Origin of the sequence: Pseudoalteromonas sp. 5Ae-yellow (genome assembly GCF_014077565.1) — a bacterium.
Taxonomy (GTDB): Bacteria; Pseudomonadota; Gammaproteobacteria; order Enterobacterales; family Alteromonadaceae; genus Pseudoalteromonas.
On record NZ_JACGWD010000065.1, the window covers coordinates 1 to 26,018 of the forward strand.

General features: G+C 40.1%; 27 protein-coding genes and 1 pseudogene. 10 read left to right on the top strand and 18 right to left on the bottom strand.

Going from position 1 to position 26,018, the window contains the following annotated elements; translation table 11 throughout:
• Positions 1–215 precede the first annotated feature (215 nt).
• Both H4J63_RS15580 and H4J63_RS15585 read left to right on the top strand, forming a co-directional pair.
• Positions 216–410: pseudogene (locus tag H4J63_RS15580) on the top strand (calmodulin); the annotation flags it as partial.
• Between the two features lie 233 nt (positions 411–643).
• Positions 644–1,591, top strand: a complete 948-nt coding sequence (locus H4J63_RS15585; protein ID WP_024605575.1) for a PDC sensor domain-containing protein — start codon at positions 644–646, stop codon at positions 1,589–1,591.
• A gap of 35 nt (positions 1,592–1,626) precedes the next feature.
• On the opposite strand, the gene H4J63_RS15590 is transcribed toward H4J63_RS15585, so the two are convergent.
• From H4J63_RS15590 to leuS, 15 genes are all read right to left on the bottom strand, one after another.
• Positions 1,627–3,246: a M28 family metallopeptidase gene (locus H4J63_RS15590; RefSeq protein ID WP_182197440.1), complete on the bottom strand. Its 1,620-nt coding sequence runs from the start codon at positions 3,244–3,246 to the stop codon at positions 1,627–1,629.
• Between the two features lie 163 nt (positions 3,247–3,409).
• Positions 3,410–3,649, bottom strand: coding sequence for an RNA recognition motif containing protein (locus H4J63_RS15595; RefSeq protein WP_024605577.1), 240 nt, complete (start codon positions 3,647–3,649; stop codon positions 3,410–3,412).
• Positions 3,650–3,819: 170 nt separating this feature from the next.
• Positions 3,820–4,785 (bottom strand): lipoyl synthase, encoded by a 966-nt coding sequence (lipA, locus tag H4J63_RS15600; RefSeq protein WP_002958515.1) that lies wholly within the window; start codon positions 4,783–4,785, stop codon positions 3,820–3,822.
• Positions 4,782–5,435: a lipoyl(octanoyl) transferase LipB gene (lipB, locus tag H4J63_RS15605; protein ID WP_010554695.1), complete on the bottom strand. Its 654-nt coding sequence runs from the start codon at positions 5,433–5,435 to the stop codon at positions 4,782–4,784. Before lipB ends, lipA begins: the two co-directional genes overlap by 4 nt.
• Before the next feature lie 19 nt (positions 5,436–5,454).
• Positions 5,455–5,733, bottom strand: a complete 279-nt coding sequence (gene ybeD / locus H4J63_RS15610) for a DUF493 family protein YbeD (protein WP_002958517.1) — start codon at positions 5,731–5,733, stop codon at positions 5,455–5,457.
• Positions 5,734–5,907: 174 nt separating this feature from the next.
• The gene (locus tag H4J63_RS15615) at positions 5,908–7,071 is read right to left on the bottom strand and encodes a serine hydrolase (protein ID WP_002958518.1); all 1,164 of its coding nucleotides are present in this window, start codon (positions 7,069–7,071) and stop codon (positions 5,908–5,910) included.
• Positions 7,072–7,171: 100 nt separating this feature from the next.
• Entirely contained in the window at positions 7,172–7,936 is a 765-nt protein-coding gene (locus H4J63_RS15620) for a septal ring lytic transglycosylase RlpA family protein (protein ID WP_182197442.1), read from the bottom strand.
• Positions 7,936–9,042 carry a rod shape-determining protein RodA gene (gene rodA, locus H4J63_RS15625; RefSeq protein ID WP_007585558.1) on the bottom strand — a complete coding sequence of 369 codons (1,107 nt, stop codon included), beginning with the start codon at positions 9,040–9,042 and terminating at the stop codon, positions 7,936–7,938. The genes H4J63_RS15620 and rodA overlap by 1 nt, the downstream gene beginning before the upstream one ends.
• Positions 9,039–10,907, bottom strand: a complete 1,869-nt coding sequence (gene mrdA / locus H4J63_RS15630; protein ID WP_033012431.1) for a penicillin-binding protein 2 — start codon at positions 10,905–10,907, stop codon at positions 9,039–9,041. Before mrdA ends, rodA begins: the two co-directional genes overlap by 4 nt.
• Positions 10,908–10,916: 9 nt before the next feature.
• Entirely contained in the window at positions 10,917–11,387 is a 471-nt protein-coding gene (gene rlmH, locus H4J63_RS15635) for a 23S rRNA (pseudouridine(1915)-N(3))-methyltransferase RlmH (RefSeq protein WP_007585562.1), read from the bottom strand.
• A gap of 37 nt (positions 11,388–11,424) precedes the next feature.
• Positions 11,425–11,742, bottom strand: coding sequence for a ribosome silencing factor (gene rsfS / locus H4J63_RS15640; RefSeq protein WP_007585564.1), 318 nt, complete (start codon positions 11,740–11,742; stop codon positions 11,425–11,427).
• Between the two features lie 55 nt (positions 11,743–11,797).
• Positions 11,798–12,433: a nicotinate-nucleotide adenylyltransferase gene (gene nadD, locus H4J63_RS15645; RefSeq protein ID WP_182197444.1), complete on the bottom strand. Its 636-nt coding sequence runs from the start codon at positions 12,431–12,433 to the stop codon at positions 11,798–11,800.
• A 21-nt stretch (positions 12,434–12,454) separates the two neighbouring features.
• Positions 12,455–13,492: a DNA polymerase III subunit delta gene (gene holA / locus H4J63_RS15650; protein ID WP_182197446.1), complete on the bottom strand. Its 1,038-nt coding sequence runs from the start codon at positions 13,490–13,492 to the stop codon at positions 12,455–12,457.
• Complete coding sequence (gene lptE, locus H4J63_RS15655) at positions 13,492–13,983, bottom strand: LPS assembly lipoprotein LptE (protein WP_010554703.1); 492 nt, start codon at positions 13,981–13,983, stop codon at positions 13,492–13,494. Before lptE ends, holA begins: the two co-directional genes overlap by 1 nt.
• A gap of 1 nt (position 13,984) precedes the next feature.
• Positions 13,985–16,573, bottom strand: a complete 2,589-nt coding sequence (leuS, locus tag H4J63_RS15660) for a leucine--tRNA ligase (RefSeq protein WP_165721391.1) — start codon at positions 16,571–16,573, stop codon at positions 13,985–13,987.
• Between the two features lie 196 nt (positions 16,574–16,769).
• On the opposite strand from leuS, the gene H4J63_RS15665 reads away from it, so the two are divergent.
• From H4J63_RS15665 to H4J63_RS15685, 5 genes are all read left to right on the top strand, one after another.
• Entirely contained in the window at positions 16,770–17,228 is a 459-nt protein-coding gene (locus tag H4J63_RS15665) for a zinc ribbon-containing protein (RefSeq protein ID WP_007585575.1), read from the top strand.
• 77 nt (positions 17,229–17,305) lie between these two features.
• The gene (locus tag H4J63_RS15670) at positions 17,306–19,726 is read left to right on the top strand and encodes a Lon protease family protein (RefSeq protein ID WP_259365722.1); all 2,421 of its coding nucleotides are present in this window, start codon (positions 17,306–17,308) and stop codon (positions 19,724–19,726) included.
• A gap of 2 nt (positions 19,727–19,728) precedes the next feature.
• The gene (locus tag H4J63_RS15675) at positions 19,729–20,205 is read left to right on the top strand and encodes an FKBP-type peptidyl-prolyl cis-trans isomerase (protein WP_182197457.1); all 477 of its coding nucleotides are present in this window, start codon (positions 19,729–19,731) and stop codon (positions 20,203–20,205) included.
• Between the two features lie 25 nt (positions 20,206–20,230).
• Positions 20,231–20,485, top strand: a complete 255-nt coding sequence (locus H4J63_RS15680) for a hypothetical protein (RefSeq protein WP_002958531.1) — start codon at positions 20,231–20,233, stop codon at positions 20,483–20,485.
• 146 nt (positions 20,486–20,631) lie between these two features.
• Positions 20,632–21,168 (top strand): hypothetical protein, encoded by a 537-nt coding sequence (locus H4J63_RS15685; protein WP_024593879.1) that lies wholly within the window; start codon positions 20,632–20,634, stop codon positions 21,166–21,168.
• Between the two features lie 21 nt (positions 21,169–21,189).
• Here the strand turns inward: H4J63_RS15685 and H4J63_RS15690 are convergent, their stop codons facing one another.
• From H4J63_RS15690 to H4J63_RS20360, 3 genes are all read right to left on the bottom strand, one after another.
• Positions 21,190–21,714, bottom strand: a complete 525-nt coding sequence (locus H4J63_RS15690; protein ID WP_182197450.1) for a CIA30 family protein — start codon at positions 21,712–21,714, stop codon at positions 21,190–21,192.
• Positions 21,715–21,796: 82 nt separating this feature from the next.
• The gene (locus H4J63_RS20355; protein ID WP_259365723.1) at positions 21,797–22,090 is read right to left on the bottom strand and encodes a hypothetical protein; all 294 of its coding nucleotides are present in this window, start codon (positions 22,088–22,090) and stop codon (positions 21,797–21,799) included.
• 226 nt (positions 22,091–22,316) lie between these two features.
• Positions 22,317–22,574, bottom strand: coding sequence for a hypothetical protein (locus H4J63_RS20360; RefSeq protein ID WP_259365725.1), 258 nt, complete (start codon positions 22,572–22,574; stop codon positions 22,317–22,319).
• A gap of 180 nt (positions 22,575–22,754) precedes the next feature.
• Between H4J63_RS20360 and H4J63_RS15700 the strand changes: the two genes are divergently transcribed.
• The 3 genes from H4J63_RS15700 (at position 22,755) to H4J63_RS15710 (ending at position 25,887) form a co-directional block, all read left to right on the top strand.
• Positions 22,755–23,840 (top strand): alkene reductase, encoded by a 1,086-nt coding sequence (locus H4J63_RS15700; protein ID WP_182197451.1) that lies wholly within the window; start codon positions 22,755–22,757, stop codon positions 23,838–23,840.
• Between the two features lie 152 nt (positions 23,841–23,992).
• Positions 23,993–25,003, top strand: coding sequence for an RDD family protein (locus H4J63_RS15705; protein ID WP_182197453.1), 1,011 nt, complete (start codon positions 23,993–23,995; stop codon positions 25,001–25,003).
• 29 nt (positions 25,004–25,032) lie between these two features.
• Entirely contained in the window at positions 25,033–25,887 is an 855-nt protein-coding gene (locus tag H4J63_RS15710) for an alpha/beta hydrolase (RefSeq protein ID WP_182197455.1), read from the top strand.
• Positions 25,888–26,018: the final 131 nt, after the last annotated feature.

The following is a 26,018-nucleotide window of genomic DNA, read 5'->3' on the forward strand; positions in this document are numbered from 1 at the left end:
TAAATCGCGGCGCGAGGTTTGTAACCTAGTGGGCTAAGTAAAAACCGAGCAACAAAGAGTTAATCGTCCCTAGAAAGAACCCAAAGGGCAGCGCATGTTTGGTATTTATGCTGCGTTATCGCCTATTTATGGGGAATAACCACACTACATAGGCTCTGCCTTGCCTAAAAACCAAACATACTGCTGTAAATTCACCCACCAAAGATCAACACGCCCTACCACTTGTAGCCCTTGCTTCTTCTTCAGCAGCGTTTGCTGCGGTAGATTTTGATTCTTTTGATACTGATGGCGATGGCGTAATTAGTAAAACAGAAACCCAAGTAAACTCGCAACTAGTACAGCTTTTTGATCAATTAGATGCAGATGGAAATGGCGAATTATCTAAAGAAGAGTTTTCGAAGGTTCAGTAATAGGCTCTATATTTAAGCTAGTCGTAAAGCCTTACCAGTCATACTCACAAAGCAGCTAAGTAATTAATACTTAGCTGCTTTTTTGTGCATTTAATTTAATATATTACTTTTTAGTCACCAAAGTAGTGCAAAACACGAGTTTGAATATCATTAAGTTGCTGATTGTTAAGTTATTTTATTATTGGTTTTAAACTTGCAAATCTATTTATAACTTAGGTTAATGAGTATTTAAAATGGCGCGAATGAGTTATATCAGTAGTGTTGAGCGCTACCACGAATATGAGCATGTAATACACAGCTTACTTGAATCTATTTTGATGAGTATTGAGGATGGGTTAACTAAGGAGCGTGATACCCGCTACCTGATTAAGCAGTACCCATTTTTAGAATTACAATATTGTTTAAATGCAGAAGGTTTGCAGCAGGGTAATAATGTCTGCTTTAAACGGGCATATAGCAAAAAACTAGGTGAAAGTGGTAATCAACAAGATTTAAGCGAGCGACCCTATTTTTTGAACGCTAAAACAAGTGATAGGGTGTGCTTTACTGATCCCTACATTTCTATAGCGACTAACCATTTATGTATATCGGCGATTAAAGAACTAAAAAAACCAATTAATAATCAACATTACTTGGTCGTTGATGTGAGCTTAACGCAGCTTATTGAGTTTGTAATGGGTGATACTGCGCGCGCTAATATGTCGCCTTACTTTAAAGCGGGTTACGGTATTATTGTGGCGTGCTTATTTTGCTTAGTATTATTTTTACTGAATATCGTTTTTAGTGATATATACGCGCTATTAACCCATGTAGATACCTCATCAGATCCACTTGAACCCTTTAGTATCATTATTTACATCACCCTAGCATTAGCAGTATTCGATTTAGGTAAAACAATACTCGAAGAAGAAATTCTTATGCATAAGGATATTTTTAGGCACTCATCTACGCGGCGCACTATTACACGATTTATATCTACCGTGTTAATTGCTATATCAATTGAGGCGTTGTTAACTATGTTTAAAGCGGCGCTGGGGCAATCGGAATATTTAATGCCTGCAATAGCGATGATGCTGGCAGTGGTGGGGCTTTTAATTGCACTGGCTATTTATGTTTATTTAGGGGCAAAGGCCGAAACGCTATTAATGCGGGCTCGTTTAAAACAAAAATCCTCCAAGTAGGAGGATTTTTATATTACATAACTATTAATAGTTATTTATTGCTTATCTTGCGCGCGTTTGGCTTTAAAGTCAGACTCGCTAGTCCACTTTGGCCAATCGCCATTGTTTGCAAGTTGAGTGGCTATATCAACAATAAGATCTATATCTTGCTTAACACCACCTAACGACCAATCAGCTGAGTAGTCGTCTGCTTCTTTATGGTACTTATGCGCTATATAGTCAGGGTCGGTATCGCCCAGGCTCATAAATAATAGACTGGGCACGCCTTGCTTAGAAAGTGAGAAATGATCAGATCTAAAAAACAAGCCATTTTGCGGGCGAGGATCCATTTTAACAACACGGCCTTGTGATTTTGCAGCCTTTGCTAAATAGTTTTCCATTGTCGATAAATCTTTACCGTATTGTAAAATGTAGTCAGTGCCATCAAGCACGTTCATGCCATCAATATTTAATAGACCGACCATTTGTTTTGTAGGTACAACCGCACCCGATGCAAATTCTTCAGAACCAATTAACCCCGTTTCTTCTGCTGTAAAGTTAGCAAAAATAATTGAGCGTTTAAACGGTTTTTGCTTATTCATTTTGCTCATGATGCGTGCTATTTCAAGCGTGGCTGCAGTGCCTGAAGCGTTATCTACTGCGCCGTTATAAATCTTAGGGCCAGTATCAGTTTGTTTAGTACCAAAGTGGTCCCAGTGAGCGCTTATAACAACGTATTCGTCAGGTGATTCGCTACCTGTAATTTGTGCAATTACGTTATGCGATTTGGCATGCGATACTTCGTTTTTAAAGGCAAGATTTGCTTTTAAGTTAAGTGGCGTGGCTTTAAAGTCATCATTTAATGCTGCTTGTTTTAAATCTTGATAGTTAAGCTTTGCGGCGTTAAACATTTTCTCAGTCGCATCAAGTGTTAGCCAGCCCATAACCGGTAATTTAGACGCGTTTAAATTGTTATCCATTAACGTGTATTTAGTGCCGGTGTTTGAACTTTCAACTACGCCCCAAGGGTATGCCGCAGGTGCTGTTTCATGAACAATAAATACAGCCTTTGCACCTTGGCGAGCGGCTTCTTCATATTTATAAGTCCAGCGACCGTAGTAGGTCATTGCATTGCCAGTAAAAAGGGCATCGTTTTGAGAAGCAAAACCTGGATCGTTAACGAGCACAACCACTGTTTTACCCGTTACATCAATATTTTTATAATCATTCCACTTATATTCTGGCGCATTAATACCATAGCCAACGAATACAACGTCAGAGTTACGTACATCAATTAATGGCTGAAGTTGCTCAGTACGCGCAGTAAAGTCTTTACCTGATTTAAAGCTTAAATCACCTACCTTTAACTGCATATCCTGATTAGCTGTCACCATTGCCATTTTTACAGGCTGTAAGTATTTACCTTTATAAGCACCGATTAAACCCAGTGCTTTATATTGCTCACTTAAGTAGCCTACTGTTTTCACTTCGCCATGAGTAAGTGGACCTCGGCCTTCAAAGTCATCAGAGGCTAGCGTTTTAATATGCTGTTTAATATTGCTAAGGCTTACACCGGCTGTATTTTCTAATGGGGTTTGTTTGCTTGCAGGCTCTGAGCAGCCAAAGAGTGCAACTAGCAGGCTTAGGCTAGCGCTTTTTAAAAGAGTATATGCCATAGTCTTCATATTGTTATTTAATTGGGCTTTCAATATAAAGGAAGCACTGCAGCGATGTCGAATTTTTATAGAGAACTTTTCACGCAATTGCAGATTAGCTATCAGCCATTAGTAAAAAACCAGCGCAAGCTGGTTCTTTTAACTTTAAGTAATAAATTATTACTTAAGCATCCGCTAATTTCACGCGGATCTTACTTTTATCAACAGTAGATTGGTTAAGTGCTTTAATAGCGCTTTTGCTTTCTATGTCGTTTGGCATTTCTAAAAAGGCAAAGCCTTTAGATTGGCCAGTGTCTTTATCAAGTACTAAGTTACAGGTAGTCACTTTACCGTGCTCTGCAAATAAAGTACGAAGCTCATGCTCAGTGGTAGCACGAGACAAGTTACGAACTAATAGTTTCATAATGAACCTAAATAATTATGTCAGTGCTAATTATCTCAACTTAGATGGGTTTAACCTAATTTTATTTGATAAATGGTAAAAAAAACTTATCACATACAAAAATGCCATTAGTTTAATTTATTAACTAACGGCATTTTTTACCATAAAAGTAGTTTAATACTTAAGTTTACTTATTTCACTTCTTTGCCCGCTGCTTGTTGATCAGCATGGTAGCTTGAGCGTACAAACGGACCTGAAGCCGCGTGAGTAAAGCCAATTTCGTCTGCATACGCTTTTAAGCCGTCAAACTCTACTGGTGGCACGTAGCGCTTAACCGGTAAGTGATGCTTAGAAGGTTGTAGGTATTGGCCTACAGTTAGCATGTCAACGTTGTGAGCACGTAAATCGCGAAGTACTTCTTCAATTTCGCTAATTTCCTCACCTAAACCAACCATTAAGCCTGATTTAGTTTTTACTTCTGGGTGAGCTTCTTTAAAGCGACGAAGTAATTCTAAAGACCATTTATAGTCAGCACCTGGACGAGCTAGTTTGTATAAACGTGGCGCAGTTTCAAGATTGTGGTTAAACACATCTGGTGGCGTCTCGATTAATATCTCTAGTGCGCGGTCCATACGGCCACGAAAGTCAGGTACTAAAATTTCGATAGTGATAGTTGGATTATGTTTACGAATCTCGCGAATACAATCGGCAAAATGCTGTGCACCACCATCACGTAAATCATCACGGTCAACTGAAGTGATTACAACGTAGCTTAGCTTCATATCTTTAATAGTAAGTGCTAGCTTTTCAGGTTCAGTGGCATCAGGTTTTAATGGGCGACCATGAGCAACATCACAAAATGGGCAACGACGAGTACAAATTGCACCTAAAATCATAAAGGTAGCTGTACCGTGGTTAAAACATTCAGATAGGTTAGGGCACGAAGCTTCTTCACATACCGAGTGTAAGCCATGCTTACGTAGCGCTTTTTTAATACCGTCAATACGATCGGTTGATTTAGGTAAGCGAATTTTTAACCATTCTGGCTTACGCAACATTTCAGTTTTTTCTGTAGGTAAAACTTTTACTGGGATCAACGCCATTTTTTCTGCGTCGCGTAGTTTTACACCTGGTTCCATTTTGACTGGTTTATTCATTCGTTTTCAAACCCTTCAGTATGCTTAACCTGTGTTGCATTAAGCTTCTTGATCATGTGTTTCACCAATCCTTCACCCGCACTTTCTAGGTTTTGAGGACCATCTAATTCTTTAGTTTGCACCATATTCATGCCCGCATAACCACATGGGTTAATGCGTAAAAATGGACTTAGGTCCATGTTAACATTTAATGCTAAGCCATGAAACGAGCAACCACGACGAACCCTTAAACCAAGGGATGCAATTTTACTGTCATTAACGTATACACCTGGTGCATCAGCTTTAGCATAAGCTTCAATACCATACTCGGCGAGTGATTCAATAATGCACTCTTCAAGCCACGTAACCAGTTCACGTACACCAATCTTTAAACGACGTAGATTAAATAATACATACATCATTTGCTGGCCAGGGCCGTGGTAAGTTACTTGCCCACCACGGTCAACTTTAATCACCTCAATGTCGCCAGGAGCTAGTAAGTGTTCGTCCTTACCAGCCTGACCTTGGGTGAATACACTCTCGTGCTCTACAAGCCAAATTTCATCTGGCGTATTTTCATCACGGGTGTCGGTAAAGTCCTGCATTTTTTGCCAAATAGGCATATAACGCTGACGACCCAGTTGGCGTACGATCAAAGTGTTTTCGTTCACAACAAATCTCAACTATGGATTAAAGCATGTGGCGTACGTCATCAATATTGCTGATCACGTTGTAAATTTCTTCAATGTGTTTGCCACTAGTAACTGTTGCTACAAGGCTTACTGACTCGTAATTACCTTTGCTGCTTGGTTTTACTTTAGGGGCGTAATCGCCAGGTGCTATTGGTTGTAACTTAGCTAAAATTTGATCAGTTAAGTTTACGTTAGCTAAACCCATTATTCTGAATGTAAATGGGCAAGGGTACTCTAGGTACTCATCAAATTTAGTATCTTTAACAGGTTGAACCACGACGGTGACTCCTCATACAAAAGTGTGGACTCTATGAAAGCTTGAAGCTTAATACAGATAGGCAATTAGCAGTCTTGCTTATATGGGGCGCATTCTAACATTTTTCAAGCAAAAAAAAACGCCTCACAGTGGAGACGTTTAAATTAGTTACCTAGTTAATAGGGGAGATATAAATTACTGCATGATCTGTAAGCGTAAGTAATCATAAATTTTGCTAAAGAAGCTGCCTTCTTCCACTTCTTCAAGTGTAACTAGTGGGTATTGAGCAATATCTTCGCCCTCTAGTTGTAAGAATAACGTACCTACTTTAGTACCTTTAGCAAGTGGTGCTTCAAGCGTATTATCTAGCTCAAAGTTAGCTTTAAGGTTTTTATGCTGACCACGTGGGATAGTAATTGGTGTATCTTCTAAAATACCTAAAGATACGTTCTCTTTGTTACCCATCCAAATACGTTGTTCTGCAAAGCTATCGCCTGCTTTGTACGGAGTAATTGTTTCATAAAAACGAAAACCATAGTTAAGTAGCTTTTTACTTTCTACTTTACGAGCTCGTTCGCTTGAGGTACCCATAACAACAGCAATTAAACGCATATCGTTTTTAGTAGCTGAGGTAACTAGGCTGTAACCAGCTTCTGATGTATGCCCTGTTTTAATGCCGTCAACATCTAAGCTTTCATCCCATAATAATGAGTTACGGTTATATTGCTTAATGCCGTTATAAGTAAACGATTTTTGCTTATAAAGTGCATATTCATCTGGCACATCACGAATAAGAGCAGCACCAAGTGTCGCCATATCGCGTGGAGTTGTGAAGTGCTCGTCAGTATCAAGGCCGTGGCTGTTGATAAAGTGACTGTTGCTCATACCTAATTTAGCAGCATGGGCATTCATTAAATCAGCAAATGCGCTTTCGCTTCCAGCAATATGCTCAGCCATTGCTACACATGCATCATTACCTGATTGAATAATAATACCGTGGTTAAGCTCATCAACACTAATTTGTTTACCTACTTCAATAAACATCTTTGAAGATTCTGGAAAGTTTTTAGCCCATGCTTTTTCGCTTACCGTTACCATATCGGTAGTGGCAATATTACCTGCTTTAATTTCAGTACCAATTACATAACTGGTCATCATTTTAGTTAAACTTGCAGGTGCTAGCTGTGTATCAGCTTCACCTTCAGCAATAACTTTACCTGTTGTAAAGTCGACTAAAAAATAACCTTTTGCATTAACTTGAGGTGGTGCCGGAATAATTTGGGCGCTGGCTGAAAATACGGCGGCTGTACAAACTAGGCCGCATACACCTTTGAGGATTTTATGTTTAATAGATTTCATCATACTCATTAATGGTTAAAGTTAAAGATTCGCGTTACGCCATTTTATACCCAAACCACCCCAAGATGCGAGCATCCTGGGGATAGTTTGGGTATTAGTCTTACTGAGTGTAAAGCAAGAACGCGTTTTGAAATTGATTTTCTTTTAATTTTTTTAATACTTCGTTTGCATGAGGGGTATCTTTTATTGGCCCTAAATGCAGTCTGTAAATATCGTCTTTTTGCACAATATTTGTTGGTAATTTGTATTGCTCTCGCAATGTGCTGGCAAGCGCTTCAATATTAGCAAGTGTACTACCTGCAGCTACCTGAATATAGGTTTGACGCGCAGTTGCGCCCGCAAGCGTAACGGCTTCTAGCTTAACCTTTGCTGTACCATGGGTGTAATAGCCAAGCTTGTAAGCGGCTGCGTACGAAAGGTCAATTATTCTATCGTCATGAAACGGGCCCCGATCGTTCACGCGAACGATTACCGATTTACCATTTGCTGTATTGGTTACTTTAACAAAGCTAGGTAGTGGCAGCGTTTTATGCGCTGCGGTCATGGCAAACATATCATACGTTTCACCATTTGAAGTGTGATAACCATGAAATTTACGACCATACCAAGAGGCAATGCCTTCTTCACTAAAGCCTGTTTCATCAAGCATGGGTGAATAACTTTTACCAAGCACTGTATATGGGCGACTAGCGCTGGCGCTTTTAGTTACTTCGGTAACTATAGCGTCTTGCATCTCAAGTGTAGTCGGGGCTCTAAGTGGTGCTGCATCATGGCGCATGCTATAGCGGCTACTAGAGCCGCTACTACATGCATTTAAAAGCAAAATTAATAACGTGGTAAATATAAGCTGATTAGTGTGTCGCATTATTTTAAAAGCATCCTTTTATCTGTTGCGATTGACATAATAATGCCAAATCCTGCCATTAACGTCACCATCGATGTACCACCATAACTAATCAGTGGTAAAGGTACGCCTACAACAGGTAATAAACCCGATACCATGCCTATGTTTACAAATACGTACACAAAAAAGGTGAGGGTGAGTGCGCCTGCGAGCAATTTACCAAATGCATCTTGTGCATTAACAGCAATGTATAAACCACGGCCAATAATAAATAAATAGAGACTAAGTAAAACACATACGCCAAATAAACCAAATTCTTCGCTTAAAACCGAAAATATAAAGTCGGTGTGGCGCTCTGGCAAAAATTCTAGTTGCGATTGCGTACCAAGCAGCCAGCCTTTACCTTCTATACCGCCTGAGCCAATAGCAATTTTAGATTGAATAATATGATAACCCGAACCGAGCGGATCGCTCTCAGGGTCTAAAAAGGTGAGTACACGCTGCTTTTGATAATCGTGCATACCGTAGTGCCAAAATGGCCATGCGGCAAGCGCTACAATAGAGCTTAAAAAGCCGATTAAACGCCAACTTAATCCAGACAAAAACAAAACAAATATACCTGAACTTGCAATAAGTATAGCGGTACCTAAATCGGGTTGTTCTTTAATTAATAATGTAGGGAGCATTACAATCATAAAGCCAATAATTAAGTGCATTGGCCGAGGAGGTAAGTGGTTACGCCCTATATACCAAGCTACCATCATAGGGACTGCCAGCTTCATTAATTCTGCAGGTTGAAACCGTGTCACCCCTAAATCGAGCCATCGCTGTGCGCCTTTTGAGCTTACGCCAAATAAAAGTACACCCACTAGCATTAATAAACCAACGCAATAAAGTGGGATCACTAAACGCTTTAATGTGGCAGGCGAAAACTGGGCCAAAACAACCATAGCAACAACCGCACCGCCCATACGAGTCATGTGCCTAATCATCATTGAAGAGTCTTGGCCGCTTGCGCTGTAAACAACCATTATGCTACCAGCCATCATTATGAGTAATGCAATAAGCAGTGGTAGGTCTAGATGCATACGCATCCAAATAGAGCGTTTATCGTGCAAAGCTGTCATGGTGTATCGTTCCTTGCAAGATTAACTGGATTAGCTGCAAAGTAGTAATCCATAAGTTGGCGAGCAATTTGAATACCGCCGTGGTTGTTTTCTAATACAACAGAAACCACAATTTTAGGATCGTTGTAAGGTGCAAACCCTACGTAAATTGTGTTGTCACGCTGGCGCTCTTTAAGCGATTCTGCATCGTAGCGTTCACCTTGGGCAATACTAACTACCTGTGCAGTACCCGTTTTACCAGCCGAGTCGTAGTTAGTGCCTTTAAATGCTTTGTGCGCTGTGCCTGATATTTTTTGAACTGTATTATGCATTGCATCTAACGATACCTGCCAATGGCGTGGATCTTTTAAAATAACAGGGGGTTTTTCTTCGTTGTTAATTTGCGTTATGTCGCTATCTTTTTTTATTACTTGCACCAAATGAGGTGGATGATTAATACCACGATTAACTAATATGTTAGTCGCATTTGCAATTTGAATTGGTGTAGCAGTCCAGTAACCTTGACCAATACCTACCGAAATAGTATCACCACGCCACCAAGACTCTTTAAAGCGTCCTTCTTTCCATTCTTTTGAAGGTAGAATAGCAGTAGTTTCTTCATGAATATCAATACCTGACAAATCGCCGTAGCCAAAACGGGCCATAAAATCACTGATTTTAGTAATGCCTAATCGATAAGCCGCATCGTAAAAATAGGTATCGCACGACTCTTCAATCGCCTTGTATACATCCACATGACCATGGCCCCAACGTTTCCAATCTCGCCATTTGTGTTCAACATTTGGAATTTGAAAAAAACCAGGATCCCACATTGATGTTGATTCATTTACTATATTTTCTTCAAGTGCTAATACAGCCATTAAGGGCTTTACCGTAGAGGCAGGCGCATAACGACCTTGCGTAGTACGGTTTATTAACGGACGGTCTTGGTTAAGTAACGCTTTATAGTTTTTGCTGCTAATGCCGTGTACAAATAAATTTGGGTCGTAACTTGGGTTTGAATAAAGTGCCAGCACGCCACCATCTTTTGCATCCATAACTACAACAGCGCCACGCATATCTTTAAGCCCATGCTGTGCAATTTGTTGCAAGCCAATGTCTAAGGTAAGCACTAAATCGCTACCAGGTTGTGGCTGGGTCATGCTTAGAGTGCGAATTACACGGCCACGGTTATTAACTTCTACCCGTTGTGAGCCCACTTTACCGTGCAATGTCTCTTCATAGTATTTTTCTAATCCGAGCTTGCCAATATCATATGTAGCACGGTAATTGGTTGCACGATCTTCTTGTTCTAATTGGTTTAGCTCTTTTCTATTAAGCTTGGCAACATATCCAAGCGCATGCGTTAGCGTGTCACCAAATGGGTAGTAGCGAGCCAGACGTGCCTCAATACTAAAACCAGGGAATTTATGTTGATTAACCGAAAATTTCGCCACTTCAGTTTCGTCTAAGCGGGCTTTTAATACTTGTGATTTAAAACGACGGGTGTGTTTTATATCTTTTAAAAAGTCTTGTTTATCTTGCTCTGTAATCGCAATTATTTTACTTATTTGATCAAGCGATTCGTCAAGGTCATCTACCTCTTCGGGGATGACTTCAAGGTTGTAAACAGGTTTGTTTTCAGCAAGTAGCACACCGTTACGGTCGTAAATTAAACCACGGTTGGGTGCAATAGGAATAACTTTAATGCGGTTATCGTTGGAGCGGGTTTGGTAGTCTTGGTGATCTTCTACCTGAATAGTATAAAGATTAGAAAGCAATACAGCGACTAATCCTAATACAAAAACAAAACCCACGAATGCTCGCCTAGCAAATAAGTTTGCTTCTGCGGAGTGGTCACGAATAGTGGGTCTATGTTTTAGCATGGCAAGGGGTTACTCGCGATGATAAGGATGGTTGTTATTTAAGCTCCAGCCTCGGTAAAGGCTCTCTGCAACAATTATACGCACCAAAGGGTGCGGCAATGTTAAATTAGATAACGACCATTTTTGCTCAGAAGCTGCAATGCACTCTGGAGCAAGTCCTTCAGGTCCGCCAATAAGTAAACTTACATCGCGGCCATCGAGTTGCCATTTTTCCATATTTTTAGCAAGTTGGTGAGTATCCAGCGCTTTCCCTGTTACCTCTAACGTTACAATACGATTGCCTTTTGGAATAGCCGCTAATGTTTTTTCACCTTCAATGTGTAAAATACGTTTTATATCTGCATTTTTACCACGTTTTCCGGCTTGAATTTCAATTAACTCTAGGGCCATATCTTTAGGGAAACGTCGCTGATATTCTGCAAATCCCGTTTCTACCCATGCTGGCATTTTAGTACCAACAGCAATCATTTGTATTTTCACGTATTACTTCCAAGCATTGTCTAAAATGAGTGAGCGTTTAGCCCCACAGTTTTTCTAGATCGTAATAGCTACGTGCTTCGTTTTGCATCACGTGTACAACCACATCACCTAAATCAACCAGTGCCCATTCGCCGTCGCCTTCACCTTCATAACCTAATGGCTCTGAATCTGCATGACGCGCTTCTTTTGCTAAGTGATCGGCAATTGACTGTACGTGGCGTTTAGAAGTACCAGAACAAATTACCATGTAATCTGTGATATCTGATGTTCCAGTAACGTCAATATGAACGATGTCACGCGCTTTCATATCGTCAATTTTGTCCATAGCAAAGGCGAGTAGTTGTTTTGAATCCAAGGTTTTGTCTCAATTTAAAAATTTAATGGCGCGCATTTTAACACGCTAGGAGTTTTTAAGCATCAATTTGATAGAGCTGATGCACTTCTATGTAATGACTCACTGCATCGGGCAATAGTTCATTCTTTTTATTACTTTTTTTCAGTTGTTCGCGAATGGTGCTTGAGGCCGCATCGAGCATTTCGCCCGGTAAAAAATAAAGTTTACCTGCAAGTGAGTGTTTAAGTGCCGCTACTTCGACGGCATTTGCGCGTTGCATATAGCTTTTGAGCTCACCTTTTACAGTGCAATGTTGAGCAGGGCGCTGGTACACCACAATATGGCAAAGCTGCGTTATTGCCTTCCACTCAAACCACTTATCTAGGTTGTTAAATGAGTCCATACCAATTAAAAATAAAATAGGTGTAGTGGGGTGCTCTTTACGAAGTTCTTGTAAGCTCAGCAACGAATACGATGGACCGGTTCGATTAAGTTCTCTTAAATCGAGTTCAAAATGAGGATAAGGTGCAATGGCTGCGTTTAGCATATTAATACGGTGCTCTGCACTAATACCCGGCGCTGCTTTATGTGCAGGGAGTGCACAGGGCATAAAATAAAGCGTATTTAAATTAAACGCATTTACGCATTGCTGCGCCATATTTAGATGGCCTAAATGGACTGGGTCGAAAGTGCCACCAAAAATTGCGATCATTTAACACCCATTAGCTATTTATTAATTAACCGCGTGGCACGGCATAGGAATGTTGAGCGGCTGGCAAAATTTAATACAAATATGAGCAAGCGCTTGGTAAGGTGCAATTAAATTACCTTGCTTGTAACTGGCATCAAACAACGCAACATCACTGTTTATTTGTTCTAGTGTGTGCATGTTTAAACGGTTAATTGCGTTTTGAACTGGACCTTGTTGGTTTTTCCAAATTGCTTTTTGTTTAAATAAATTAGCGATAGGTTCGCCATTTAATAAACCAAGTTGCATACTTATAAGTGTATTAAGCTCTTTGGTTATAGCCCACAAAATACTTACCACTTCGGTGTTATCGCTGGCAAGTTTGTTTAATACTTTTATAGCTTGTTTGGCGTGGCCATTTAATAGCGCATCGCTTAAATCAAAAATATCAAATTTGGCTTGGTTTAATAGGCCTTGCATTACTAATTGCTGAGTAATTAATGCATTGCCGTGCAGCAGCGAGAGCTTTTCAAGCTCCTGAAAACAGGCTAACAAGTTGCCTTCGGTGGCATTTATTAAGCTTACTTTGGCGTCGCTTTGCATATTAAGTGATAAACGTTGGCATTGCTCATCAAGCCATCGTTTTACATGAGAGCCCGTAAGTGGGTAACAAGGAACAAATACGCCTAGTTTATCAAGGGCTTTAAACCATGCACCACGTTGTACTTCTTGACTGGCTTTAGCGCCTTTAACAATTAAAATAGTATCGGGATTAACTAGCTCAACTACTTTTTTAAAGGTATTGCTGCCAATAACGCCTGGCTTTTGTTGGTTTAAATCAAGCTCAATAATAGTGCGGGCGCTAAACAGCGACATGCTCTGGTACTGGGCTATAATTTCTTGCCAATCGAATCCTTGCATTAAAGTAAACTTAATTACTTCATCAAAACCTTGTTGCTTAGCACTGTCGCGAATTTGTTGTACGCACTGCGCTTCTTGAAAAGGCTCTTCTCCAAATACTAAATAAAAGGGCTTTAGCCCTTTATTTAATTCACTCGGTAGTTGATTAGCGTAGCAGCGCATTATAGTTGCGATAGCTCTCTAACAATACGACGACTGGCTTGCTCACGAATTTCGCTAATAAGTAGCTCAAGCTCTTTTGCTTTTGCTAATGCATGATCCGGATCGTCTTGGTAATTACGATAAAGCTCAAAACGTTTTTCTATCGCTTTTTCACCTGGGCGTTTAACTACATACGATACGCCATAAGCGAGCTCATATTCAGCAACTTGGCCGTTTTGGAACAGCGAAAGTGTTTGGCGTTCAATGCTTTCTTTGCGTAAATACAATTGGGCTTTATCTTTAGCTGACGATACTAACTCTACGTTACTCGCTTTAAGCTCTTTTTTAAGCTCAGTGAATAAAGTCGATTTTTCGTCATCGCCTACAAGTGTTAGCTGTTTTAAGTTATCAGGCAGGCTAGAGGCTTTTTTTAAATGAAAGCCACAGCTTGATAACAAAAAACAGACTAGCACTAAGGCTAGTCCATTTTTAATGGCGTTAAATGCAGCCATATTAGTTAGCTACCACGTTAAGTAGCTTGCCTGGTACGTAAATGATTTTACGAATGGTTGAGCCATCAGTAAATTTAGTTACGTTAGATTCTGCAAACGCAAGGGCTTCTACTTGCTCTTGAGTTGCATCAGCAGCCACTGTTAACTTAGCGCGAAGCTTGCCGTTTACTTGTACGATGATTAGTTTTTCATCTTCAACAAGTGCCGACTCGTCAACTTTTGGCCATGCAGCATCTAAAATCTCGCCTTTTTTACCAAGCTCTTTCCAAAGCTCATGCGATAAATGCGGAGTAATAGGTGCAAGCATAATAACTAATGCTTCAAGTGCTTCGTTAGCAATCGCTACATCTTGTTTGTCGCTCAGTGGTGCTTTTAATAACTTATTAGAAAGCTCCATAATGGCTGCAATAGCGGTGTTAAAGGTTTGACGACGTTCAACATCATCAGTCACTTTAGCAATTGCTTTGTGTAAGTCGCGACGTAGTACTTTTTGCGGGTTAGTTAGCGCTGATTTATCAAGTGCTTGGTAACCTACTGTTTTAACGTCTACCGCGTATTTCCATACACGTTTTAAGAAACGATGTGCGCCTTCAACGCCTGAGTCTGACCATTCAAGCGTTTGCTCTGGTGGTGCTGTAAACATCATGAATAAACGCACTGTATCTGCACCATACTGGGCAATTACATGTTGTGGGTCTATACCATTGTTTTTAGACTTAGACATTTTGCTCATGCCTGATGAGAATACCGGCTCGCCATCTTCTTTGTGCCATGCTTTAGTAACGCGGCCTTTTTCGTCGGTTTCGGTGTTTACATCAGTTGGCGAAATCCAAATGTCGCCGCCTTTTTCATCTTTACGATAAAATGTTTCAGCAAGTACCATACCTTGACAAAGTAAGCGGTCAAACGGCTCGTCTGAATTAACTAAACCAAAGTCACGTAATAATTTATGGAAAAAGCGCGAGTACAATAAATGTAAAATTGCATGCTCAATACCACCAATGTATTGGTTTACTGGTAACCAGTAGTTAGCAGCCGCTGGATCTAGCATGCCTTCGTCGTAGCGTGGGCTACAGTAGCGTGCGTAGTACCAAGACGATTCCATAAAGGTGTCAAACGTATCAGTTTCGTGAAACGCAGGTGCGCCATTTACTGTTGTTTTAGCCCACTCTGGGTCTGCTTTAAGTGGTGAAGTTACACCGTTCATCACTACATCTTCTGGTAAGCGAACTGGTAGCATATCTTCTGTTGCGGCAAGTTCTTTACCGTCTTCATCGCTAAGCATTGGAATTGGAGAACCCCAATAGCGCTGACGGCTCACACCCCAGTCACGCAGGCGGAAGTTTACTTTACGCTCACCAACACCGAGTGCTTCTAATTTATCGGCAATCGCTTTAAAACCAGCTTCAAAATCAAGGCCGTTAAATTCACCCGAATTTACAAGTACGCCTTTATCGGTAAATGCTGATTCTTTTAGGTTTACTTCAAGATCTGAACCTTCAGCAGGCGCAATGACTTGTTTTATATCTAGGCCGTACGCTGTTGCAAACTCAAAGTCGCGTTGATCGTGTGCAGGTACTGCCATTACAGCGCCTGAGCCATAATGCATTAATACAAAGTTAGCAACCCAAATTGGTACTTGCTCGCCTGTTAATGGGTGAGTGGCGTAAAAGCCTGTTGCTATGCCTTTTTTCTCCATTGTTGCCATGTCTGCTTCGGCAACTTTGGTGTTTTTGCATTCTTCAACAAACATTGCAATAGCGTCGCTATTTTTAGCGGCTTCTTGCGCAATAGGGTGACCACCAGCAACAGCAACATACGTAACACCCATAAAGGTATCTGGACGAGTTGTGTATACGCTAAATGTTTCGTCGTTATCGGTGCGTTTAAATTCAATATCACACCCTTCAGAGCGGCCAATCCAGTTGCGCTGCATTGTTTTAACTTGCTCTGGCCAATCTTCTAACTTGTCTAAATCGTCAAGTAGCTCTTGTGCGTAGTCGGTAATTTTAATAAACCACTGTGGAATTTCTTTTTGCTCAACCACAGCGCCTGAACGCCAACCGCGACCGTCAATAACTTGCTCGTTAGCGAGTACTGTTTGATCTACTGGATCCCAGTTAACTGTCGACATTTTTTTATACACTAGGCCTTTTTCGTAAAGCTTAGTGAAAAACCACTGCTCCCACTTGTAGTATTCTGGATGACATGTCGCAATTTCGCGATCCCAGTCATAACCAAAACCTAATTGCTTAAGTTGAGTACGCATGTAATCAATATTTTCGTATGTCCACTTAGCTGGTGCTGTTTTGTTTTTAATAGCAGCGTTTTCTGCAGGTAAACCAAACGCATCCCAACCCATAGGTTGCATTACGTTTTTGCCTTGCAGGCGCTGGAAACGAGAAACAACATCACCAATGGTGTAGTTACGCACATGACCCATATGCAGTCGACCACTCGGATAAGGGAACATAGAAAGGCAGTAATACTTTTCTTTGCTCTCATCTTCAGTGACTTTAAATACCTGGTTTTCTTCCCAGTAGCTTTGTACTTTTGACTCTATATCTTGCGGGTTATATTGCTCTTGCATCTATGGTTCCAGACTTCTTGCAAACTAATAAAAAATTGCCGTTAGGATACCCCAAATAAAACACTATTCACAGCGTCAAAAACATGCTTTTATTAAATTGTAACTTTCAGTGCAGGTTAACCTGCCTTTTTATAGTGTGGTTAGCTAAAGGCATAAGTTACAGACTGATTTAACAGCAATTTTGAAGGAGTAAAAAATGACTGATTACAAAACATGGCTTAGCAGTTTTACCCATTGGATAAAAGATGTGAAAGAGCATGGTTTAAAAGATGTGGTTTCTGGGTTTGTTGAATCTGAGCAGGCGCTTAAAGATTTAAGTCAAGAAAGATATGAGCTCTACAAAAGTTATTTAAAGAATGATATTGAACATATAGTAGAGAACGAATCACACTATAATTCGCTTGCATGGCAAGAGCTTAAAGAGTCTCTTTGGTTTGAACTGTCGCACATAGAAGATAAAACTCAACTTGAGTGGCAATCTCTTAGCCAAGATTTTAAGCACAATGGTGTGTATCACGCAGGCGAATGGATAGCCATGGGCACATTAGTATGTAAGAATTGCACCCATAGTTACGATGTTTATCACGCTACACAAATTACACCGTGTATTGAATGTGATGGAATCTATTTTAGTCGTAAGGCACTGCACCCTTAAATATAAGTATTAAGTGGCTGCGGGCCACTTAATACGCCCAAAGGCCAGCGAATATGCTGGTAAAAAAAGAAGTTAGAATGACGAAAAAATTGCTGCCACTATCTGTTTCAAAACTCGCACCGAGTATTTCTACTAATCACGTAAACACGTGTATGAACAATCCATACCCAGAGCAACTTACGTTTATAGGCCAACAACGCGCCCAAAGTGCTTTAGATTTTTCATTAGGGATGGAACTGCCGGGTTACAACCTTTATGTAATGGGCGAGGCCGCTCACGGGCGCTTTACGCTTGTTAAAGATAAACTTAAACAACACGCAAAAGACAGCTCAACGCCAAACGAATGGTTATACGTAAACAATTACGATGACCACAGAGAACCTATTGCGCTGTTTATGCAACCAGGTCAAAGCAAGCAACTTAGTGACGATATAGATTCATTTTTAGATGAAGTACTCGACACCTTTCCTGCGGCATTTGATAACCCAGCGTATCAGCGTAAGAAAAAATCAATCGATCGTGAATTTAACGATGCCTACGACAGTGCTATTACCGCAGTAGAAATTGCGGCGTTTGAGCAAAGCGTTGCATTAGTTGAAGAAAAAAATTCAGTAGGGTTTGCACCACTTGTAGATGGTAAACAATTGAGCGACAGCGAATTTGGCGAACTTGAAGAAACGTTACGTGAAGAGTTTTTTGAAAAAATTGAAAAGCTAGAAGATGCATTAATAGAAGCGTTAATAGAGCTGCCACGTTGGAAACGCGAATCAAAAGAAAAACAACGCAATCTTAAAAAGTCGACTGCAGAGCAAGCCACTAAACCACTTTTAAAAGACTTAGAACATAAATATGCCACGCATATTGGTGTACTGCGCTATTTAAAAGATATACGCGTTGAAATTATAGACGCGGTACTTGAATGGCTAGATGACGAAGATGAAAGTGAAGAAAGCAAAGAAGACTTTGATCGCAAAGGCATGCTTACCGACTTTTTTGCACCTAACATTTTAGTTGAGTTTAAAGAGGACGACGCAGCACCGGTTGTGTACGAGCCTAATCCAACGTTTGGCAATATATTTGGCAAAATTGAGTACTCAACATCGCAAGGCTCTTTAATTACCTGTTATCGCTCAATTCAGGCTGGTGCATTGCATCGTGCTAATGGCGGCTATTTAATTATGGACGCTGAAAAAATCATGGCAAACCCACAAGTGTGGGATGGTTTAAAACTCGCGTTAAAAACACATCAAATTAAAAACGACTTACCGTATCAAGACAGCACAGTAGGGACGAGCTTTACACTTCGCCCGCAGCTTATACCGCTTGATGTTAAAATTATTTTATTAGGTTCGCGCGAGTTGTACTACACCATAGGTGAGTACGATGAAGAATTTGCAGAGCTATTTAGAGTATTAGCTGACTTTGATTACTACTTGCCAAGTAGCGATAAATTGCAATACCAGTTTATTACTAAAGTAACCGAGTATTGCGAGCAAACATTAAAGTGCACTGCAACGCAGGCTGCTATGGTGCGTTTACTTAAATTTAGTTACCGCCAAGCTGAGCATCAAAATAAATTATCAGCGCGTTTTGCTGATGTACTTGAACTTATTGCAGAGGCCAGTTACTACGCAAAACAAGACAAATTAGCCGTTATTGACGCGCACCATATTGACGAAGCCATTGAAGGCAAGCAATACCGTACCGGCCAAATTAGCGAAAATATGCTCAGTGATATAAAAGAAGGTCACACACTTATTGCAACCGACGGCCAAGCCATTGGTAAAGTAAATGGCTTAACCGTATTACACATTGGCGATACCTCATTTGGTACCCCTGCGCGTATTACGGCAACGGTTTATGCTGGCGCTGATGGCGTAATAGATGTTGAACGCGAAGCTGAGCTTGGCAAAGCAATTCACTCAAAAGGTGTTATGTTGCTTACCGGTTATTTAGGTAATAAATATGCGCAGCACTTTAGCTTAACGCTTAGCGCTAATATTGCCATTGAGCAAAGCTATGGTTACATAGATGGCGATAGCGCATCTTTAGCAGAGTTGTGTGCGCTTATTTCGTCTATTACTAGCCTACCTATTAGCCAATCAATTGCGCTTACAGGCTCTATAAACCAACATGGTGATGTACAAGCCATTGGTGGCGTAAACGAAAAAATAGAAGGCTTTTTTAAACTGTGTAAAATGCGTGGTTTAACAGGTTCGCAAGGCGTTATCATTCCTAAATCAAACCAAGTTAACTTAGTGCTTGATGACGAAATACTTAATGCGGTTGAAGCGGGTAAATTCAATATTTACGCAGTTGAAACCGTAGACCAAGCGCTTAACTTGTTAATGGATATAGAAGCTGGCGATATTATTGATGACCAGTATCCAGAAAACTCAGTAAACGGTATTGCACTTGCTCGCCTCAAAGAGATTGCCGACATAGTAAACGGCGATGATGACGAAAAAGACGAAGAGCTAGACAGCGAAAAAGGTTAATGATGATTAATATAATTTTGGCGGTAGTTATCGCCATTTTTTGTTTTTTAATATTTCAAAATAGTAAAAAAGCAAAACAACAAGCAGGCATAAATGCACAAATAGGTGCAGACTATTTAGCCGCTAACGCAAAGGTAGAAGGCGTAGTAGAAACGACTTCTGGCTTGCAGTATAAAGTAATCCATAAAAGCGAAAACGAAAACACACCAACCCCAAAAAGTATGGTTAACGTGCATTACCACGGCACACTAATCGACGGCACTGTGTTTGACAGTTCAGTAGAGCGTAAAACACCGATTAGCTTTGGCTTACACCAAGTGATTAAAGGTTGGACTGAGGGCTTACAACTGGTGAGCCCAGGCGATAAATACACCTTTTATGTACCGCACCAATTAGCATACGGCGAAAAACGTGTAGGGAGTATTCCTCCTGCCTCAGTACTTATATTTGAAGTAGAGTTACTGGCAATTGAGTCTTAGTGATCAAATAACAAGGAAGTAAATTATGAATAAAGACGAATTACTTAAAATAGCCAAGGGTGATATTAACTTTACCTTTCAATCTATTATTTATGCATTAGCGCTGTGCTTACTCGTTGCAGCTGTTTTTTTACTAGAGATGAGCGTTAACCTACAAATGGGTTTAATAGTTTGTATTATTGGTGTGTTTGGAATGACTATTTATAATAATTTAAATACTCGCCTAAATGCGGCGCTTGCACTTATTGCGCTCTCACAAGATAACCAAAGCACTAAGTAAGCAACGAGTTAGTTTAATAAATTGGTATAAGCCCTACTTTAATAAAGTGGGGCTTTTTGCTTTTAGCTAACATGAAAATTTACTCAAGAATTTTAATGCGAGGTCGATACCTATAAAAGAGACAAAGCTATTTTAGGGATAAAATAATGAAGATTTTAGCGGCTCCCATTCCATACCAAGTACACAGCTCAAATGCTCAAACTTTAGCGCAATCAGATAAACTACCTGTTGAAAAAGCGAGTGAAGAAAAGAGCGAGGAAGAAAATGAGGAAGAGCCAAAATATGTGTTATCAAAGTTTCTAGATACCAAAGCGCAAGAATATAGTGAAGATAACGCTACGTTTGGCAATCAATATAAAAACCTAGAAAAAGTATACAAGCACTTCGCTGGGCGAGTTATTGCGCTGCAAGAGCAAATTAATAAACTTAAACAAAGCCCCGTACAACGTAGTTTAACTATAAACACTTCTGCAAGTGAGCCGAATAAAAGTGATGCGAGTTTAACTTTTGATGCAGAGCACCTAGGTGCAAAAAAATATAAAAACACGCAACAGCAAGAACAAATAGATATGTTAGAGCTGCAATTAGGGGAGTTAAAGTCAGAGCAAGCAGCAATAAAACAACAAATGGTTGAGCTGGTTATTAGTGAAATGAAGAGACGGGGCGACGACTATACTATTTAGCGCCACCAACATGCTGGTGGGCTAGCTTTTAAACTCAATTTTACCCACTTCAAGTTTAAACTTACCTTCTTGCTTGCCTGCAATCATAAAGCCTAGCTGTTTTATGTCGTCAAAATCAATAATCGGTTGTTGCTCAAGCACGCGACCGCGATACGTTAAAGTAAAATCACTCGGAGCGAAGTTTATATCTACCCATTCATTTTTTACTGTTTTAAATGAGTGGGTGTACGCTGCGCCATCAAGGTAATTGGTAGTTCTGAGTCTAAGCTGATAGGTTTGTCCATCCCCTTTAACGCGCAGTGCTATAGCTTTAGTATTTTGGCTTTGTGTATTTAGCTCTGTACGTATTGATGCAAAACCGCCGTTATTATCAAGCGAAATATTGCCTGTAAAAAGCAAGCTTTCTTGAGTTTGTGTTACTTCGCTATTAGATACACCGCCCATTACTGAGTCGTTAACAACGTACCAGCGCTGGTTTGCATTCGCTTGTGCACTTAAAACTAATAAATTAAATACAAAAAGTGATGATAGTAGCTTTGTTGTCATACGTGTTTCCTAATTGGCATTAAGTAAGTGGAGTACTTATAACTAATACGCTTTAATAATGTATTTGTTCACTAATTTAAAACTAATTATTTTTACAAGCCCACTTATCCATTATTTTATTAAATAATATTTCATCATCAGTTTGCTCACCAGGGCAGGTCTGCGCGCTACCTTGAGGCATGCCATTACTACCAAATACGGTTGAAGTATCAATTAAATAGCATTTACCGTTAAATCTTTCTAATCGTCGTGTGCCTATTGTATTTTGGCTAAGAACTTCCGATTTTTGTGATTCAACCGGTGATTTAATTGTGGGCGTGGCAGCTATTGCATCATCAGTACTATCTGAGTTATCAGCTTCGCCAAACGTGACCATTTTTTATGCGTTAAGTTATTTATAGGTGCGCCATAAATAGGCGCATACGGGTTAAGTTTTTTAAACGTTTGCGTGTTGGTATTAATGGTGTGGGCAGGGGGTTGAGGTTTATTTGTAATAGTGGACTTTGTTACTGTTACTGTTACTGTTGTTGTTTTTGGTTTTTCGTCACGTTGTTTGGGTGCTTTAGTAACTTGTGTTTGAGTTGTAGGTGTTTTATTAGTGCTTATAGATTCAGGTACTTTTTTACCTCTAACTTTGCAGGCTCAGCAATCGGTGCGTTAGTGGTGGTGTTAACGGTGCTTAACTTAGGTTGGGTTGATAAGTTAACCATTACATAAACGTTTATTACGGTGTCTTTTTTTGTTTGAGGTTCTTCAACCTTTATTTTTTGCGAAAGTAATTTATGTGAAAGTAATAAGTACAGCAACACGCCATGTATACATAACGAGATAACCCACGGCCACGCATTCCCTTTATTCACATCAAACCCTCAACTTAATAGTGCTGTTAAGAGTCAATAAAATACATTTAGTTCACCTAAAGTTAATGTGTTTTACTTTGTAGCTTTATTGCAGATACAACAAAACTATTTTGCAGTTTTTGTTGTTTTTGCATGTGCTTGGTTACGTTATTATGAGCGCAATCAAACTTAGGAGGCATTATGACATTACTTTTTGAACCAATAGAACTTGCAGGTAAAACATTAAAAAACCGTATTGTTATGCCCCCAATGACTCGCTCGCGTTCAACACAGCCTGGCGATATAGCTAACGACTTAATGGCAACATATTACGCACAGCGCGCAAGTGCTGGGCTAATTGTAAGCGAAGGCACACAAATTAGTGAACTTGGTAAAGGTTACGCTTGGACTCCGGGTATTTATTCAAATGAGCAAGTTGTAGGTTGGAGTAAAGTAACCAACGCAGTACATAGCGCTGGTGGCGTGATGTTTGCTCAGCTTTGGCATGTTGGCCGTGTAACTCATAGTGACAACACCGGTGGCGTGCAGCCTATTTCAGCCTCGGCCATTGCTGCAAAAGACGTAAAAGTATTTGTAGATACAAACGGCGCACCGGGGTTTGTAGACACCCAACTCCCACGCGAAATGAGCAAACAAGATATTACGCATGTCATAGGCGAATTTCGCCAAGCTGCTAAAAATGCAGTTAATGCAGGATTTGATGGCATAGAGCTTCATGCTGCTAATGGTTACCTTATTAACCAATTTTTAGACTCAGAATCAAATGCTCGCACCGATGAATATGGTGGCAGCGTGCAAAACCGTATACGCTTTTTAATTGAAGTCGTAAATGCTGTTAGCGACGAAATTGGTAGCAGCAAGGTAGGCGTAAGACTAGCCCCGTTAACAACCCTTAATGGCACAGTAGACGAAAATCCTGAGGAAACTTATTTAGCGGTTTCTGAGGCATTAAATAAAGCCAGCGTAGGTTACATGCATATAGCTGAAGCAGATTGGGATGATGCACCTTTAATGAGTGTTGGGTTTAAACACGCCATTCGTAAAGCCTACAACGGTGTATTAATTTACGCAGGCAAGTACACCAAAGAACGTGCAGACAAAGCACTTAGCGAAGGTTGGGCCGACATGATTGGCTTTGGTCGCCCGTTTGTATCAAACCCAGACTTACCAGCACGCTTAAAGCAAGGCAAGCCTCTTAACAGCCACAACCCCGACACTTTGTTTGGTGGTGCAGAGCAAGGCTATACCGATTATCCAACGGTATAATTGCTAGTAAGTAATAAACATTGAGTAAAAACATGAAGGGCTGCATTTTATGCAGCCCTTTTTTGTGCACTGATTCTATTAGCTTTATCTTGAGCAAAAAATAAAAAACGCGTAAGTTAACCGGGTTACCTATTTTAATAACAAGAAAATAAATGAAAGCCAAAGAGATAGAACAATTAGAATTATCAAACTCTGAAACCCGAGAAGTTGTTACCCCCTACGCCTTTAAAATTGACAGTGCTTTACTGGGCTTGCCTTTAGCTACGCCAATTCGGCGTGCACTAGCGATTATTATTGATGTTGCACTGATATTTTTAGCAGCCAAACTCAGCGCGGCTTTAATAGCATTTGTTGCTGCAATGGCTTTTTATAAAGGTACGGCACAGCAATACCTTCCAAAAATGTCGAATGTGTGGCGAAGAATCTTAAAAATAACGGCAGCAAGTATTTTATTTGTAAGCGCACTTACTGTGCTTTCAATTGGCATAGATTACCTAGAAGACGATAACGCTGATCAAGCTTTAGCTGTTCAGGGCGTAAAAATACAAGATGAAATTCAGCTTACCGCCACAGAAAAACAACGCGTAAATACTTATTTAGCGCAAACAGCCGATGACAGCTGTGATCAACCTTGCCAACAAAACGCACTTGATAATTTAATAGGGCAAGTTCCCAAATTAGCAGAAATGGACGACCTACAAAACCCACAACTTGCTACCGTACTTTTACAGCTACTAGTGATCAGTGAAAATAACGAAATAAAGCCTGCGCAGTTAATAGAAGAAAAACCTGCACAAACAACCACAAATAGTATTTTGCAGTGGAGCAAAGGCATTATTCAAGACTTAGGTTTAGGGTTTGGCTGGGCTGCTGTTTACTTTACGTTGTTCTCGCTACTTTGGCGCGGGCAAACACCGGGTAAAAAGGTATGTAATATTCGTGTTGTCGCCTTAAGCGGTGAGCCATTAGGTTTATTAGATTGTTTTGGTCGCTACGGCGGCTACGGCGCAGGCTTTGCCACAGGCTTGTTAGGGTTTTTACAGATATATTGGGACCCAAACAGACAAGCCATTCAAGATAAAATATCAGCAACAGTGGTTATTAAAGGCAACTTGAATCAAGTTGTAAATGTTGAAACGGTAGAAGAGACTGTAAAAAGTTAAGTTTGCTCTTATTAATTACAAGGATGGTTATGAAAGCTTTATTAATGGCGTTTAGTTATCTGTATTTTATTACTGCTTCGTATGCGTCAGAAAATATTGTGTTAGCAAAAAAACATCAGCTTAAGTCTATTATTTTAGGTGAGCAGCGCAGTTATAGTGTTTATTTACCGCCAAGCTACAAGCAAAACCTCGAACTAGTATATCCTGTTATTTACTTGCTTGATGGCGACCCAACCCATTTAAAAGCCTTAGCGGGGCTTGTTGAAGCACTCAGTACTGAGCGGCTAGAAAAACAAATTCAACAAGCAATTATTGTCGCTGTTCCTAATAGTAAAAATGCGATAAGAGAGCGCGACTTTACCCCTACCAATGTCGATTGGACTTTTAACGGCAAGCTACTCGAAAAATTTGAAAACATTGGCAATGCCGCAAACTACACCGCTTTTTTTGAAAAAGAACTTATTCCCTTCATTAATAAAAATTACCGTACATCAAATAAGCAGGTGTTAATTGGGGAATCTTTCGGCGGCTTGTTCGCAAGTTATGTTTTACTTACCAATCACTCTTTATTTACTGATTACTTAATTATTGATGCAACCTACCTTTGGGATAATAATTATCTCAATCGTTATTTTGACGAGCAACAGCTTATAAATAAGCAGCTTAAAGGCAATGTATATTTTACTTTTGCTAATAATGCAGCTTTTGGTGAAATTGGAGAGGCTAATTATAAATGGGGCTTAGAGCTTGCTAAAAAACTAAAAGCGCACCCGAGTAACAGTTTATATATAAATCAACGTTACTTTGAAGAAGAAACTCATGGCACGGTGGCAGCGCTTAGTTGGTACTATGGTTTAAAAAGCTTATTAAAAAATAAGTTTTAATTTATATACTAGGGCGTGTTGATCTTTGTGGTATGAAAAACAAACAGCATGAAGATAAGGTATAATTGAATTCGCCAGAAAACTTTACACCGAACCTACATGCCAAGATTAATGTTAACAGACGGGACATG